This window comes from Lysobacter sp. Root690 (genome assembly GCF_001427785.1).
Classification (GTDB): Bacteria; Pseudomonadota; Gammaproteobacteria; order Xanthomonadales; family Xanthomonadaceae; genus Lysobacter.
Map to the genome: position 1 here is coordinate 307,561 of NZ_LMHM01000001.1, position 16,239 is coordinate 323,799.

Below are 16,239 nucleotides of genomic sequence, written 5' to 3' on the forward strand. Positions count from 1 at the left end.
AACGTCAGGCCGGACCGGCCCCACCGCCGACCGGACAGCCCTGACCGGGCTCGTCCGCCCCGTAGCCGCCGGCGGCTCCGTACCCATCAGCGACCCCGATGCTGGTGCGCACCTCGAACAACTCCGGAAAGAACGTCAGCTCCAGCGCCTGCTTGAGAAAACCCACGCCGCTGGACCCGCCGGTGCCGCGCTTGAAGCCGATAATGCGCATCACCGTGCGCATGTGGCGGAACCGCCACAGCTGGAACTGGGTCTCCAGGTCGACCAGGTCCTCGCACAGCGCGTATTCGCGCCAATAGATGTCGGTGTTCTCGTAGATGCGTTCGAACACCGGCTGCAGCGCCGGGTCGCTGACGTGCGGGCGGCGCCAGTCGCGCTGCAGATGGCTGGCCGGGATGTCGTGGCCGAAACGCGACAGGTACATCAGGAATTCGTCGTACAGGCTCGGCGCGGACAGCGCGCGTTCCAGCTCGACCTGGCCGTCGGGGTCGTGCGCGAACACCCGCAGCATCGCCTCGTTCTTGTTGCCGAGCATGAATTCGATGGTGCGGTACTGCAGCGACTGGAAGCCCGAGGACGGCCCCAGCGTCTCGCGGAAACCCATGTACTCCGACGGCGTCAGCGTTTCCAGCACCGACCATTGTTCGGTCAGCTGGCGCAGCACCTGCTTGCAGCGCGCGATCACTTTCTGGCTCTGCCAGACCTGATCGCGACGCAGGTGGATCAGCGCGGCGCTCAGCTCGTGGACGATCAGCTTCATCCACAGCTCCGAGACCTGGTGCTGGATGATGAAGAGCATCTCGTCGTGGTGCGCGGGATCAGCCAGGCCGCGCTGGGCCGACAGCAGTTTGTCCAGCTGCAGATAGCCGCTGTAGGTGATGCGTCCGTGCAGGTCGGTATGGATACCGCTTTCCAGTTCGCGCTGGTTCTTCTCGACGGACATCGGCGGGGCTCGCGGCAGGGGCGCAAAGCGTAGCGCATCGCGCCGGGCGCGGGGCCGCGAAGCCTGCGCCATCGCATGCTCTCGCCATGCGCCGCGGGCACGCTGTCGCGATCCGTGCGACACAGCGGACGTAAAATAAACGCGCCTGCCCACTACAGCGCAACGCTGTCGGTTCCAGTCCGCAGGCGCACTTTCCAAGGGGAATTCATGCACAAACTCACAATCCGCGCGCTCGCGGCGGGGATCGCTTTGGCCTTGTCCTCGGCCGGCAACGCTCAGGCCCAGGTCGTCATTTCCCAGGTCTACGGTGGCGCGGGGAGCACCACCAGCGGATACAACGCGGACTTCATCGAGTTGCACAACAACGGCAACAGCGCCGTCAGCCTCAACGGCTGGAGCGTGCAATACGCGCAGAACAACGGCAACTGGCTGCGCACGCCGCTCAGCGGCAGCATCGCGGCCGGCGGCTATTACCTGATCCGGCAAGGTAGCGGCGCCGGCAATCTGAGCCTGCCGCCGTACAACGCCAGCGGCGGCATCGCGATGACGCCCGGCCTGGGCAAGGTCGCGCTGGTCGCGAACAACATCACCCTGAGCGCGGCCTGCCCCACCGGCCTGGTCGATTTCGTCGGCTACGGCGCGGCCAATTGCGCCGAAGGCGCCGCGCCGGCCTCCTCCGCGTCGAACACCACCGCGCAATTGCGCAAGAACGGCGGCTGCACCGACACCCAGGTCAACGCCGCCGATTTCGTCGTCGCCACCGCCAAGCCGCGCGGCAGCACCGCGCCCAAGCTGGTGTGTTCGACCTCGGTGCCGCCGGTGCTGACCGCGAGCGTGGGCGAGATCGTCGAAGGCGATTCGGGCTACACCGATGCGCCGATCACGCTGCGGCTCGATCGTCCGGCCGGTGCCGACGGCGTGGCCTGGAGCGCGTTCACCACCGCCGGCGGCAGCGCCTCGCCGGCCAGCGATTATCTCGCGATCAACAAGTCTGGAACCATCGCGCCGGGCCAGAGCGAAGCCATCGTCGTGCTGCCGATCAAGGGCGACACCGTGGCCGAAAGCGACGAAACGGTGAACCTGCAGATCAAGGTCGCCACCGGCGCGATCACCGCCAACGGCGATTACCTCGACCTCACCGCGACCATCCGCGACAACGACCGCGCGCCGCCGCCGACGCTGACGGTGTCGCCGGTCGCGCGCAACGAAGGCGACGCGGGCATCACGCCGTTCGAATTCGAGCTGCGGCTGGATCGTCCGGCCGGCGCCGGCGGCGTCGCCTGGAGCGCGCTGATCCTGCCCGGCGGCAGCGCCGTGCCGGGCGAGGACTACAACGCGATCGATCCCAGCGGCCTCATTCCCGCCGGACAGACCAGCGCGCGATTCGTACTGCCGGTGCTCGGCGACCTGGGTTACGAAACCGATGAAACCGTCAACCTGCGGATCAAGATCGCCTCCGGCGCGGTCACCGCCAACGGCGATTACCTCGACACCCAGGCCACGCTCATCAACGACGATTTGCGCGTCACGCCGATCCACGAGGTGCAGGGTCGCGACGCGGTGTCGCCGTTGCGCGATCAGTCGGTGATCGTCGAGGGTATCGTCACCGCGGTGGTCAAGGACGGTTTCTTCCTGCAGGCCGACGCCGGCCAGGCCGACGCCGATCCGGAGACCTCCGAAGGCGTGTTCGTGCAGACCGCGTCGGCGCCGTCGCCGCAGCTTCGCGCGCAGCGCGTGCGCGCGAGCGGCACGGTCATCGAGCTGATGAGTCCCGGCGACAATCCGCAGCGCGAATCGATGACCGCGATCGGCGGTTCGCCCTCGGTCACGCAACTGAGCGTCGCGCCGGTGCTGTTGCCGCCGCCGGCGAGTGCGTTGCTGCCGGATTACCACATCGGCGCGCGCGGTTACGAACACTACGAAGGCATGCGGGTAACGTTGCCGCAAACGCGCGTGGTCGGGCCGACCGGCGCGATCACCGACGCAAGCTCGGGCCAGAGCGTCAGCGACGGGCGCTTTTACGTCGTCGACGGCGGGCAGAATCCGGCCGCGCCGTTCGTCGCGCCCGAGCGCGAACCCGGCACCCGCTATCCGGTGTATTCGCAAGGCCAGTTCCAGGGCTGGCTGCCGCGCTGGGACGGCAATCCGGAAGTGCTCGGCGTCGACAGCGCCGCCGCCGGCCATGCGCCGATCGATCTCGCCACCGGCGCGCCGATCGGCGGCCTGATCGGGCCGCTCGATCATCGCAGCGGCCGTTACAGCATCGTGCTGGACGCCGATGCGCCCGCCTGGCTGCCACCGCAATCGCCGCGGGCGCCGTCGCTGATCGCCGCGGGCGCGCCGGACCAGCGCGCGACCACGCTCGCCCATTACGACCTGCGCGATCTGTTCGATTTCAACAGCCCGCCCGGCTCCGGCCAGCCCGCGCCGACGCCGTTCGCGCTGGAACGGCGACTGGGCAAGATCTCGCGCGGTATCCGCGAAAACCTGCGCATGCCCGACATCGTCGCCGTCAGCGGGGTCGAGAACGAACTGTTGCTGCAACGGCTGGCCAACCGCATCGACAGCGATGCCATGAGCAACGGCCAGCCCGCCGCGCAATACCGCGCGATCGCCCCGCCCGGTAACGACCCGAACGCGACCAACCTCGGCTTCCTGGTGCGTAGCGACGCGATCGTCAACGTCGGCGCGCGGGTGATCGTGGACAAGATCGAACAGCTCGGTTCGAACGCCTTCGCGCAGGCGCCGGGCGGCGGCATGATCGCCTTGTTCGATCAACCGCCGCTGGTCATCGACACGCGCAGCAACTACGCCGACGGCAGCGCGTTGCGAACGCGGATCGTACTGGTGCGATTGCAATCGCTGGACGGCATCGACGCCGACAGCGTGCACGCCGAGCGTTTGCGCGACCGTCGCCGCGATCAGGCCCAGTTCCTGGCGCAATGGGCGCAGCAGCAGCAACACGCCGCGGATGGGTTGCCGCTGTTGTTCGTCGGCGATTTCCAGGCGCATGCGTTCAACGACGGCCTGGTCGATCCGCTCGGCACGATCGTCGGCAAGCCCAGCGATCCGCTGCTGACGATGGTCGCGCACGACGGCGCCGATCAGGTCGAACCGGACTTGATCGATCTCAGCGCGATCCAGGCGCGGGAGCAGCGCTACTCGTCGATCGATCAGGGCAGCCGGCAGGAACTGCAGCACGTGCTGGCCGATGAGCGCCTGCTGATGCAGACCGAGTCGATCGAACTCGAACGCGCGCGCATCAACGCCGATTTCCCGGCGCGATGGCGCGACGACGAGACCAGCGCGATACGCGGCGGCGACACCGATCCGGTGCATGTGCGGCTGGTGCCGCGCGACAAGGCCTCTTTGCGGGTGTGGGCGCAACACTCCGCGCCGAGCCATCGGGTCGGCGAGTCGATGCAGCCGACCTTCACCGCGCAGGTGCAGAACCTCGGGCCGGAGGTGGCCCGGCAGGTCGGCCTGGGCCTGGCCCTGTCGGAACCGGTCGAGCCGCTGTGGGTGAGCGTGCATTCGCCCAACTGGAGCTGCGAACCGCCGGTGACCGCCGACGGCCGCACCAGCGTGGCCTGCACCGGCCTGAACGTCTCGCCGCAAGGTCCGTCGAGCAACGCGGTGAGCCTGAGCTTCTCGGCCACGCCCGAGCGGGCCGGCCGATCGATCACCCTGGCCGCGTCGGTGGTCTCCTCGGCGCTCGATGCCGATCCGTCCGACAACGCCGCCCAGACCTCGATCGAGATCCTGCCCGCCCTGCCCGTGCCGCAGCCCTGACCCCGGCGTCGCGGCGTCCATGGGGCGCCGCGGCCCGCGGCAAGGCGCGGATGATTCGCCCCCGGCGCGAGCCGGGGGTTCTTGCTGCGACGCAGCAGGCGCGTGCCGGGGTTCGCGCGGGCCGCACCGCTGAATGCGCCCGGACCGGCGCGGACGGGCTCAGCGTGACCCGCGTCATGCTCCTGCAACGCCAAAAAGTGAGTATTGATGCACAATCCAGCCGTCTGCGACCGGGGAGGTCGGGCAGACGCTCACATGGGGAACCACATGGACAAGCGCACGAGCCGCCTTTTGGCGGCGGCGGTATTGACCTTAGCGGCGGCCGGTTCGGCGCAGGCGCAGGTCGTGATCAGTCAGGCCTACGGCGGCGGCGGCAACAACGGCGCCCGCTACAAGAGCGATTTCATCGAGCTGCACAACAACGGCACCAGCGCCGTCGATCTGAGCGGCTGGAGCGTGCAGTACAACTCGTCCGCCGGCACCGGCGCCTGGCAGCGCACCACGCTGACCGGCTCGATCGCGCCCGGCGGCTATTACCTCATCAAGCAGGCCGACGGCACCGGCGGCACCGACGTGCTGCCCACGCCCGACGTGGTCGGCACGATCGCGATGTCCGGCACCGCCGGCAAGGTCGCGCTGGTCAACAACAGCACCGCGCTCAGCGGCGCCTGCCCGGCCGGCCGCGTCGACACCGTCGGCTTCGGCAGCGCGACGACGTGCTCGGAAGGCACGCCGACCGCGAACACCGCCAACGCCACCGGCGCGGTGCGCAAGAACAACGGCTGCACCGACACCGACAACAACAGCGCCGACTTCGACATCGTCGAACCGACTCCGCGCAACGCCGCCTCGCCGGTGTTCGCCTGCGCCGGCGGCAACCAGCCGGTGCTCTCGGTCGCCGACGTCTCGCTCGACGAAGGCAACGCCGGCGCCACCTCGTTCGTGTTCACCCTGAGCCTGAGCCAGCCGGCCGGCGCGGGCGGCGTGGCCTGGTCGGCCTCGACCGTCGACGGCACCGCCACCGCGGGTAGCGACTACGTCGCCCTGGCCGGCGCCACCGGCACCATCGCCGAGGGCCAGAGTTCGGCCACGGTGACGGTCACCGTCAACGGCGACACCGTCCAGGAACCCAACGAGACCTTCCAGTTGCAGGTCCAGGTCACCAGCGGCGGCCTGCCGGTCCCGCCGGCGTTCGCCCAGGCCACCGCGACCATCGCCAACGATGACGTGACCCTGGTGCCGATCCACGACATCCAGGGCAATGGCGCGACCTCGCCGCTGACCGGCCAGACCGTGACCTTCCAGGGCGTGGTCACCGGCCGCAAGAGCAACGGCTTCTTCGTCCAGGCCAGCGACGCCGAGGCCGACGCGGATCCGGCGACCTCCGAAGGCATCTACGTGTTCACCAGCACCGCGCCGACCGCGGCGGCCACGGTGGGCAACCGCGTGCGCGTGAGCGGCACCGTGGTCGAGTTCATCCCGACCGCCGACCTGGGCCAGCTGCCGCTGACCGAGATCAGCTTCGCCACCTACACCCAGACCGGCACCGACACCCTGCCGGTGCCGGTGGTGCTGCCGCAGGTGCTGCCGACCTCGCCGCTGGATGCGCTGGAACGCTTCGAATCCATGCGCGTGGCGATCAACAGCTTCACCGTGACCGCGCCGACCAAGGGCAGCACCAACGAGCCCAACGCGACCGGCACCAGCAACGGCATCTTCCACGGCGTGATCGGCAGCGTGCCGCGTCCGTTCCGCGAGCCGGGCATCCAGCCGGGCACGGCGATCCCGGGCGGCGGCACCTCGCCGCCGATCCCGCGCTGGGACGGCAACGCCGAACTGATGACCGTCGACAGCGACGCGCTCGGCGCGCCGAAGCTGGAAGTGGCCAACGGCGCGGTGATCACCGGTATGACCGGCCCGCTCGACTACGGCTTCCGCCGCTACACCCTGCTGGTCGATCCGGGCGCGACGGTCAACGTCACCCCGGGTCCGGCGCCGCACGCGGCGGTGGAAACGGTCGACCCGAACGCGGTCTCGGTCGCCGGCTACAACCTCGAGCGCTTCTTCGACACCGTCAACGACCCGGCGATCGGCGAACCGATCCTGACCGCGGCCGCGTACGAACTGCGCAAGAAGAAGGCGTCGCTGGGCATCCGCGACTACCTCAAGACCCCCGACATCCTCGGCACGGTCGAAGTGGAAAACCTGACCGTGCTGCAGGACCTCGCCGCGCGCATCAACGCCGATGCGGTCGCCGCCAGCCAGCCGAACCCGAACTACGTCGCGTACCTCATGGAAGGCAACGACGTCGGCGGCATCGACGTGGGTTACCTGGTCAAGACCGGCGAAGTGCTGCCGGGCAAGCCGCGCGTGCAGGTCGTGTCGGTCATTCAGATCGGCAAGGACACGCTGTGGACCGAACCGGCGGGCGGCAGCAGCCTGCTCAACGATCGTCCGCCGCTCGCGCTCGATGCGATCGTGCATTACGCCGACGGCCGCGAGTTCCCGCTCAGCGTGGTGGTCGTGCATCAGCGTTCGCTCAACGGCGCGGAAACCGACGATGCCGACGGCCAGCGCATCCGCGCCAAGCGTCAGCGTCAGGCCGAGTTCCTGGCGACCTACCTCAACCAGCGCCAGACCGACAACCCGTCCACCCGCCTGATCGTGCTCGGCGACTTCAACGCGTTCGAATTCAACGACGGCTACGTCGATGCGATGAACGTGGTCACCGGCACGCCGAGCGCGGACGCGGCCACCGTGGTGCCCGGCGACGGCGCCGATCTGGTCAATCCCGACCTGATCAACCTCGCCAGCATCACCGAGCCGAGCGAGCGTTATTCGTTCGTGTTCGACGGCATGGCGCAGAGCCTGGACCATGTGCTGGTCAACGAAGAAATGGTCGTCAGCACCAGCCAGATCCTGCCGGCGCATGCGCGCATCAACGCCGACTATCCGGAGATCAACCGCAACCTGGCCGACTCGCCGTCGCGCCTGTCCGATCATGATCCGGTGGTGACCTATCTGTTCCCGCGCGAAATCGCCGACATCGCAGTCCACGCCAGCGCTCTGCCGGACCCGGTGCCGGTGGGCCAGCCCTACGGTTACGCGGTCAACGTGCGCAACCAGGGCCCCGGACTCGCCACCGCGGTCGGCCTGGGTCTCGCCCTCGACGCCGAAGTGCCGTCGCTGAGCGTGACCGCCTTCGGTCAGGGTTGGACCTGCGATGCACCGCAGATCGCCGACGGCAAGACCTCGGTCGCCTGCAGCAAGGCGCAGCTGGCGGTGAACACGCAGGACACCTTCTCGCTGTCGGCCACCGCCACCGCCGACCTGGTCGGCAAGACGGTCAAGCTCGCGGTCTCCGGCACCACCAGCTCGCAGGATCCGCTGGCGCAGAACGACACGGCGCAAGCCTCGGTGTCGATCATCGCCGCTGGCCCGACGGCCACGCCGATCACCAACGGCCAGAGCGTGCTGGTGTCCGGCGCGGCCTACGAAGCGCGCGTGTATCGCATCGACGTGCCGGCCGGTGCGCGCAACCTGCGCATCGTCACCGTCGGCGGCAGCGGCGACATCGCCCTGTACGCCAAGCGTGGCAGCGCGCCGACCGCGAGCGACTACGACCAGCGTTCGATCCGCACCGGCAACAACGAAGTGATCCTGATCGGCGCGCCGCAGGCAGGCAGCTGGTTCATCACCGTCCTCGGTGGTTCGGGCGCCTTCGCCAACGTGTCGCTGCGTCCGAGCTTCGTGCCCTGATCGCGATCGATTGATATATGGCTGTACGCACCACCTAGACCCCGGCCTTGCGCCGGGGTCTTTTTTTGCCTCGGCGATTGTGTCGAGCGAATGCCGTGTCGTTGCGATGCGATGCGCTGCCGTGATGGCCGCGCTCCTGAACGAACGTTGCAAGCATCCGACCTGATCGCGTTGTCGATCGTGTCGCGCGTCAAGCTCGCCCCTCATCCGACTCGCACACTGCGTTCGCCCGACCCGTCGGCCCCGCCGCGATGCTCGACCGCTTTGCCAAAACAGGCCGCTGCGCAACCATCGCCGCGCACGCAACTGTCATCGATATCCATACCGCGCCGTCCTGTACCGATTCGCGCAGGATCGAAACCAAGTCACATTCAGCAAGACACCTCGCGACGCAACGCGACACTCGCATGCAGCGCGGACACGGCGCGCGGCTAGCGCAATCCAGGCCAGCGCGCAAACCCGCGTCGCCGACGCAAGTCGCGACGCCATAACGAAATTCCGATCCGTCATCGTCCGCGCGCCGCGTTTGAATTCCGGGCGAGTTCACGAAATCGGTGATTTCGCCGCAAGCCGCCCGACGCCTAGCGGGTTTCCGCGCGCAATGCATGCCGCAGCGCGCAACGGCGCTTAACACGCGTTTGGGTATCATCCGCGCCATGACGCAGCGCCCCAGGCCCCGATCAAAGGCCGCGGGCGCTGCGGCTTTAGCCCGGCCCGGCTGACTCCGCACTGGAACGGAGAACCGGACCCAGCCGTCTGAAGCTGACCAGCGCGCCCGGCACTGGATCCGGGACCGGAACGATTCGGACCTCATCCCCACCCGTGAGGACCCTTCCCGATGACCGTCGCCGCGACGTTCGAAATCGAATACCTGCAATACCTCGGTGCCGACGGTAAGCCCGTCGCCGAGATCCCGGCCGCGTTCAAGGACGCGAACACCTTGCTGCCGCTGTTCAAGCAGATGCTGTTCGTGCGCACCTTCGACACCAAGGCCATCGCGCTGCAACGCACCGGCAAGCTCGGCACCTACGCCGCCTGCCTGGGCCACGAAGCCACCCATGTCGGCATCGGCGCATCGATGCAACCTGATGACGTGTTCGCGCCGAGTTATCGCGAATACGGCGCCCAGTTCATGCGCGGCGTGCAACCGCGCGAAGTGCTGATGTACTGGGGCGGCGACGAACGCGGCAACGACTTCGCCGGTCCGCGCAAGGACTTCGCCTGGTCGGTGCCGATTTCGACCCAATGCCTGCACGCGGCCGGCGCCGCATTGGCGTTCAAGCTGCGCAAGGAACAAAACCTCGCGGTCGCCTGCTGCGGCGACGGCGGCTCGTCCAAGACCGACTTCTACGCCGCGCTCAATTCCGCCGGCGCGTACGAATTGCCGCTGATCCTGTGCGTGATCAACAACGGCTGGGCGATCTCGGTGCCGCGCAAGGCGCAGACCGGCGCCAAGACGCTCGCGCAGAAGGGCCTGGCCGGCGGTCTGCATTGCCTGCAGGTCGACGGCAACGATCTGATCGCCGTGCTCGAAGGCATGCGCCGCGCCGCCGAACTGGCGCGCAGCGGCGGTGGCGGCAGCGTGATCGAATTCCTGACCTACCGCCTGCACGACCACACCACCGCCGACGACGCGCGCCGCTACCGCGACGATGCCGAAGTGAAAGATGCCTGGACGCGCGATCCGATGCCGCGCCTGCGCACCTACCTCACCGATCAGGGCGTGTGGAACGAGGAGCTCGAAAAAGCCTGGGCCGAGGAATGCGGCAAGAAGGTCGACATCGAGATCAACGCCTACCTGGAAACGCCGGTGCAGCCGGTGGAAGCCATGTTCGATTACCTGTACGGCGACATGCCTGCGGATCTGCAGGCGCAACGCGCCGAAGTACTTGCTCTGGAGGGTCGTCGATGAACGTCGCGACGAAAGCCAACGTGGATACGAGTCAGCCGGTCGCCACGCCCGCCGCGATCACCCTGATCGAAGCGATCACCCAGGCGCTCGCCTACGAGATGCGCCACGACAGCACCGTGCTGGTGCTCGGCGAGGACGTCGGCGTCAACGGTGGCGTGTTCCGCGCCACCGCCGGCCTGCAGCAGATCTTCGGCAGCGAGCGCGTGCTCGACACGCCGCTGGACGAAACGACCATCGCCGGCCTCACCGTCGGCCTGGCCGCGCAGGGCATGAAGCCGGTCGCCGAAGCGCAGTTCGACGGCTTCGTCTATCCGATGCTCGATCACATCATCTGCCACGCCGCGCGTTTCCGGCACCGCACCCGCGGCCGCCTGACCTGCCCGATGGTGTTGCGGGTGCCGTGGGGCGGCGGTATCCGCGCGCCGGAGCATCACAGCGAAGCCAACGAGTCGTTGTTCACCAACGTGCCGGGCCTGCGCGTGGTGCTGCCGTCGTCGCCCGCGCGCGCCTACGGCCTGCTGCTGGCGGCGATCCGCGATCCCGATCCGGTGATCTTCTACGAACCCAAGCGCATCTACCGCCAGTACAAGGAAGTAGTCGCCGACGACGGCGAAGCGCTGCCGCTGGACGTGTGCTACGTGTTGCGTGACGGCACCGACATCACCCTGGTCAGCTGGGGCGCGCAGGTCAAGGAAACCCTGGAAGCGGCCGAGAAACTGGCCGGCGAAGGGATCAGCTGCGAAGTGATCGACGTGGCCACGCTCAAGCCGCTGGACTTCGCCACCATCGCCGAATCGGTCGCCAAGACCGGCCGCTGCGTGATCGTGCACGAAGCGCCGCGCACCGCCGGCTTCGGCGCCGAGATCGCCGCGCGCCTGGCCGAGGAGTCGATGTACGACCTGCTCGCGCCGGTCGAACGGGTCACCGGCTACGACACCCACATCCCGCTGTTCCGCCTGGAAATGAAGTACCTGCCGAGCGTCGACAAGATCGTCGCGGCGGCCAAGCGCGCGCTCGGCCATGGCTGAGATGCGCGCGCTCGTGGTCGCCGATTACCGCACCAAGTATCACGATCCCATCCGCTTCGAGGCGGGTGAGATCGTGCACTTGGGCGAACGCGACCACGAGTGGCCCGCTTACGTGTGGACCCGCCTGGCCGACGACCGCGCCGGCTGGGCGCCGTGCGATCTGCTGCGCCCGCTCGACGCCGAACGCGCCGAAACACTGGCCAGCTACGACGCGCGCGAACTCGACGTGTCGGTCGGTCAGTCGCTGCGATTGCACGACGAACTCGGCGGCTGGTGGTGGGCGCAACGCGAGGACGGCGCGCAGGGCTGGGTGCCCGCGCGCCATCTGCAAGTCATCCAGGACGATGCGTCGTGACGCCGCGTCCCAACTCCCTATTTCAGAGACGAACCCGTTTATGAGCGATACCAAGACCTTCCTGCTTCCCGACCTCGGCGAAGGCCTGCCGGACGCGACCATCGTCGAATGGGCGGTCAAGGTCGGCGACACCATCCGCCTCGACGACACCCTGGTGTCGATGGAGACCGCCAAGGCCGTGGTCGAAGTGCCCTCGCCCGTGTCGGGCAAGGTGCTCAAGCTGGCCGGCGCGGCCGGCGATATCGTCGTCACCGGCACCATGCTGGCCGAGTTCGAACTCGACCTGAGCCAGCCGCAGCGCGCCGACGGTCAGGACACCGGCCATAACCACGGTCACGCCGCGCCCGCGGCACCGGCGCCCGCCGCCGAAGCCGCAACGGCCAAGCCGGCCGAAACCAAGTCCGCGGAAAGCGCCGAACGCGCCGACAGCGGCACCGTGGTCGGCGCGATGCAGTCCTCCGACGCGGTGCGCAGCGAACAGGCGGTCGCGGTCGGCGGAGTCAAGGCGATGCCGGCGGTGCGCGCGCTCGCGCGCAAGCTCGGCGTCGACCTGAGCCGCGTGCGCGCCACCGGCGCTGATGGCGTGGTCAGCAACGACGACGTCAAGCGCGCCGCCGCCGATGGTTCGGCCAAGGTCGGTTCGGCGCCGTCCGCCGCGGTCGCCGCACCGGCGCAAAATCGCGCTCCCGTCGCCGAAGCGCCGGCCGCATCGCGCAGCACCCTGTCGCAGGCCGGCCGTCCGATGCGCACCCAGCCGCCTGGGGTGGCCGCGAGCGGCCAGCCCGAACAGCTCAAGGGCGTGCGCCGCAACATGGCGCGGGTGATGGCCGACGCGCACAGCAAGGTCGTGCCGACCACCCTGGCCGACGACGCCGACATCCACGCCTGGGCGCCGGGCAACGACATCACCGGCCGTCTGGTCCGCGCCATCGTCGCCGCGTGCAAGGCGGTGCCGGCGCTCAATGCCTGGTTCGATGGCGACAAGCTCACCCGCACCCTGCATCCGCATGTCGACATCGGCATCGCCGTGGACACCGACGACGGCCTGTTCGTGCCGGCGCTGCGCAATGCCGACGTGCTCGACACCCGCGGCGTGCGCGAAGCGATCAACCGCCTGCGCGTGCAGGTCGAAGACCGCAGCATCCCGGCCTCGGAACTGACCGGCTACACGATCTCGCTGTCGAACTTCGGCATGTTCGCCGGCCGCTACGCCACCCCGGTGGTGGTGCCGCCGACCGTGGCGATCGTCGCCGCCGGCAAGGGCCGTCACCAGATGACCCCGGTGATGGGCGGCTTCGAATCGCACAAGGTCATTCCGTTGTCGTTGACCTTCGACCACCGCGCCTGCACCGGCGGCGAAGCCGCGCGCTTCCTCAAGGCCATGATCGACGATCTGGCCCGCGCCAACTGATCGACCCGCGCGGCGCCGGTCCCTCGCGGGCCGGCGCCCGCCTCGCGACACCTTGCATGAGCGCGAATACCCGGCGCGCTGAGTGCGCGCGCAGTTAGCGAGCAAAACCGATGCGATGGCCGCGCAAAAAAATCGCGCGCGAACTGCGACCGCTTCGACACCCGGACACTTCCGCATTCGCCGCCCGCGCGGCAGTCTGTCGCTCGACCTCGGACAACGGAGCGACGACATGGCCCACCGCAGCCGCCTGGCCGGCTTCATCATCGATTGTCAGACCGGCGAGATCGACCCCGCCGCGGATTTCTGGAGCGGCGCGCTCGGCCTGGCCCGCGGCGAAACCGACGAAGACGATGGCGACGGCGCGCAATACGCGCAGCTCGCCAACACCGCCGACGAGCTTTACGTCGCGGTACAGAAGGTCGCGCATCCCTCACGCGTGCACCTGGACATCGAAAGCGACGACATCGAAGCCGAAGCCGATCGCCTGGAAAAACTCGGCGCCACCCGGGTCGAATTCATCAATCGCTGGTGGGTGATGCAGGCTCCGACCGGCCATCGCTTCTGCGTGGTGCAGATGAAGCACCCCGAGCGCGGACCGCCGCCGAATCAGTGGGATTGAACGCGGACGCGTCGCGCGCTCAACTGTCGTCGACCACCAGCCGATCGCGCCCCGCCGCCTTCGCGCGGTACAAGGCCTGATCGGCGCGATCGAACACCTGCTCGGGCGCATCGCGTCCGGGCTCGCCGCCGGCCACGCCGATCGACACGGTCAGCGCGAACGGCAAGGACGAACGCGCGACGCGCTGGCGAATGCGTTCGCCGATTTCGCTGGCGGTCGCCAGACGCGTGCCCGGCAACACCACCAGGAATTCTTCGCCACCGTAGCGCACCGCGACATCGTCTTCGCGTATCGACGCGGCCACCGCGTCGGCCACCGCGCGCAAGGCGCGATCGCCGAGCAGATGGCCGTGGCGATCGTTGACCTGCTTGAAGTGGTCGACGTCGATGACCATCAGGGTGTAGGCGGCGCGACCCAGGCGCTGCATCGCGTCCGGGCTGTCCTGCAACTGCGCCAACGCGCTGCGATTGAGCAGGCCGGTCAGCGCGTCGTGGCTGGCGCTGTGCTGCAGCAGGTCGTGACGCCGCTGCAGATCGGCCTGCGCGCTTTCCAGTTGCTGCGCGAAGGCCTCGCGCTCGGACAACAGGCGGCGCTGTTCGATCGCATACCGGCGCAGTTCGAACAGATGCTGGATCTGCCGCGCCAGCGCGGCCAGGCCGTCGGCCTGCGCCGCCGACAGCGCGCGCGGTTGAGTGTCGAGGACGCACAGGGTACCGAGCGGATGGCCGTCGGGGCTCATCAGCGCCGCGCCGGCATAGAAACGCAGCGCTTGCCCGCCTTGCAGGCTCAGGCCGAGCGCGGCGAAACGCGGGTCCTGGGCGACGTCGCCGATGAGCAGCAGGCGATCGGGCCGGGCCTGTCCGATCAGTTGATTGCAGATCGAATGCGAGCGCGGCAATTGCTCGGCGTCGACACCGTGCCGCGCCTTGAACCAGACCCGCTCGCGATCGATCAGCGCGATCGCCGCGCCGTGGGTGCCGCATAAGGTCGCGGCGAGTCGGACCAGATCGTCGTAGGCCGCCTCCGGCACGCTGTCGAGCAAACCGTAGGACTCCAACGCGTATTGGCGGCCGTCGTCCAGCCCGTCATCGAGTGAACCCGACGGCGAATCGGCCGCGGGCGCATCGTCCTGCGCGGGCAGGCCCGGGATCGACAGCGGCAGGAAGTGGCGAAGTCGCAGCGGCACGACGGGCATCGGCGATGTAGGGGGGGAGGGATGCTACGTGGTCTCGCTCAAGCTACCCCGGCAACGATTCAATGCCCGTGACGGCCGCGCGGCCTAACCGTGGCGATCCGGTGTCGGTTCAGCCAATCGGTCGCGGCGACGGCCGCGACCGCTCAGCCGCGCCGATCCAGCCAGACTTCCAGGCCTTGGGCGTTGAGCTCGATGTCGACCGCCAGCACCGCCTGCATCTGCGCCGGGCTCAGCGCGCTGCCGTGCGCCCGTGCGCGCGCCAGGAAATAGTCGGCCAGCGCCGCGACCAGATGTGCATGCCGGTCGCCGCCGGCCGCCGACGCGCCGCGCGCGAGCCGCACCATCGCATCGATCTGCTCGATCAATTCGGCGCCGAGCCGCTGCACGTCGCCGACCCGGCCGTAGTGGGTCAGGTACATCGCCTCGGGATCGCGCGCCAGCAAGGTGCGGATCGAGGCCTTGAGCGGCTCGGGTTCGAACTGCACCGGCGAACTGGTCGGCACCACGAACGGGCCGCGCGGCGCATCGAATTCGCGATACGACAGACCGAAGGTGTCGCCGGTGAACCAAGCGCGGCTGCGCTCGTCCCACACGCACAGGTGATGGCGCGCATGCCCGGGCGTGTCCACGCACAGCAGCGGCCGCCCGGCCAGATCGACGACATGACCGTCCTTGGCGACGACCACGCGCTCGGCCGGAATCGGCACGATCTGCCCGTAACTGCGCTCGATTTCCTCGGCGCCGTAGACCGCGGTGGCACCGGCCACCAATACCGAAGGATCGATCATGTGCGGCGCGCCGCGCGGATGCACGACCGCGCGCGCATTCGGCAGGCGCTGCATCAGCGCGCCGGCGCCGCCGGCGTGATCGAGGTGCACGTGGGTGAGGATCAGCCAGTCGACCTCGGCCGGAGTCAGCCCCTGCCGCGCGAGCGCATCGAGCAGGGCCGGGATCGAATGCTGGGTGCCGCAATCGACGAAGGCGGCGCGGCCGTTTTCGACGATCAGATAGGCCGCGTCGAACACCGGACGATGAAAGCCGGTGTCGATGGTGACGATGCCGTGCGAGTCGGTTGCGTGCGAGTCGGCTGGGTGCGAAGCCGCGGCATGCTCGGAAGCGGCGTTCGTGCTCGGATCGGAAGCTGAGGTCATGGCAGAGAATCGGGCTGTGACTGGCTTGCAGTCTATGCCTTCATGGCGCGCCGCCGCGATGCGGCTTTGGTCGG

At 68.7% G+C, this 16,239-nt stretch carries 10 protein-coding genes; 7 read left to right on the forward strand and 3 right to left on the reverse strand.

The window, feature by feature from the left end:
- Positions 1-4: 4 nt before the first annotated feature.
- Positions 5-943, reverse strand: coding sequence for a tryptophan 2,3-dioxygenase family protein (locus ASD86_RS01315; RefSeq protein WP_056106066.1), 939 nt, complete (start codon positions 941-943; stop codon positions 5-7).
- 207 nt (positions 944-1,150) lie between these two features.
- Between ASD86_RS01315 and ASD86_RS01320 the strand changes: the two genes are divergently transcribed.
- From ASD86_RS01320 to ASD86_RS01350, 7 genes are all read left to right on the forward strand, one after another.
- On the forward strand, positions 1,151-4,735 hold the full coding sequence (locus ASD86_RS01320; RefSeq protein WP_056106068.1) for a lamin tail domain-containing protein: 3,585 nt from the start codon (positions 1,151-1,153) through the stop codon (positions 4,733-4,735).
- 267 nt (positions 4,736-5,002) lie between these two features.
- A complete protein-coding gene (locus ASD86_RS01325; protein ID WP_056106069.1) occupies positions 5,003-8,494 on the forward strand; it encodes a lamin tail domain-containing protein in 3,492 nt (1,163 codons plus the stop codon).
- An 838-nt stretch (positions 8,495-9,332) separates the two neighbouring features.
- Entirely contained in the window at positions 9,333-10,406 is a 1,074-nt protein-coding gene (gene pdhA / locus ASD86_RS01330) for a pyruvate dehydrogenase (acetyl-transferring) E1 component subunit alpha (RefSeq protein WP_036106687.1), read from the forward strand.
- Positions 10,403-11,434 (forward strand): alpha-ketoacid dehydrogenase subunit beta, encoded by a 1,032-nt coding sequence (locus ASD86_RS01335; RefSeq protein WP_046657893.1) that lies wholly within the window; start codon positions 10,403-10,405, stop codon positions 11,432-11,434. Before pdhA ends, ASD86_RS01335 begins: the two co-directional genes overlap by 4 nt.
- Position 11,435: 1 nt before the next feature.
- The gene (locus ASD86_RS01340) at positions 11,436-11,789 is read left to right on the forward strand and encodes an SH3 domain-containing protein (protein ID WP_056106072.1); all 354 of its coding nucleotides are present in this window, start codon (positions 11,436-11,438) and stop codon (positions 11,787-11,789) included.
- Positions 11,790-11,829: 40 nt separating this feature from the next.
- On the forward strand, positions 11,830-13,200 hold the full coding sequence (locus ASD86_RS01345; RefSeq protein ID WP_056106074.1) for a dihydrolipoamide acetyltransferase family protein: 1,371 nt from the start codon (positions 11,830-11,832) through the stop codon (positions 13,198-13,200).
- A gap of 229 nt (positions 13,201-13,429) precedes the next feature.
- Entirely contained in the window at positions 13,430-13,819 is a 390-nt protein-coding gene (locus tag ASD86_RS01350; RefSeq protein ID WP_056107017.1) for a VOC family protein, read from the forward strand.
- A gap of 19 nt (positions 13,820-13,838) precedes the next feature.
- Here ASD86_RS01350 and ASD86_RS01355 read toward each other — a convergent pair whose 3' ends face one another.
- Positions 13,839-15,005 (reverse strand): sensor domain-containing diguanylate cyclase, encoded by a 1,167-nt coding sequence (locus ASD86_RS01355; RefSeq protein ID WP_162253589.1) that lies wholly within the window; start codon positions 15,003-15,005, stop codon positions 13,839-13,841.
- Between the two features lie 152 nt (positions 15,006-15,157).
- Complete coding sequence (locus ASD86_RS01360) at positions 15,158-16,165, reverse strand: MBL fold metallo-hydrolase (RefSeq protein WP_082577960.1); 1,008 nt, start codon at positions 16,163-16,165, stop codon at positions 15,158-15,160.
- Positions 16,166-16,239 lie beyond the last annotated feature (74 nt).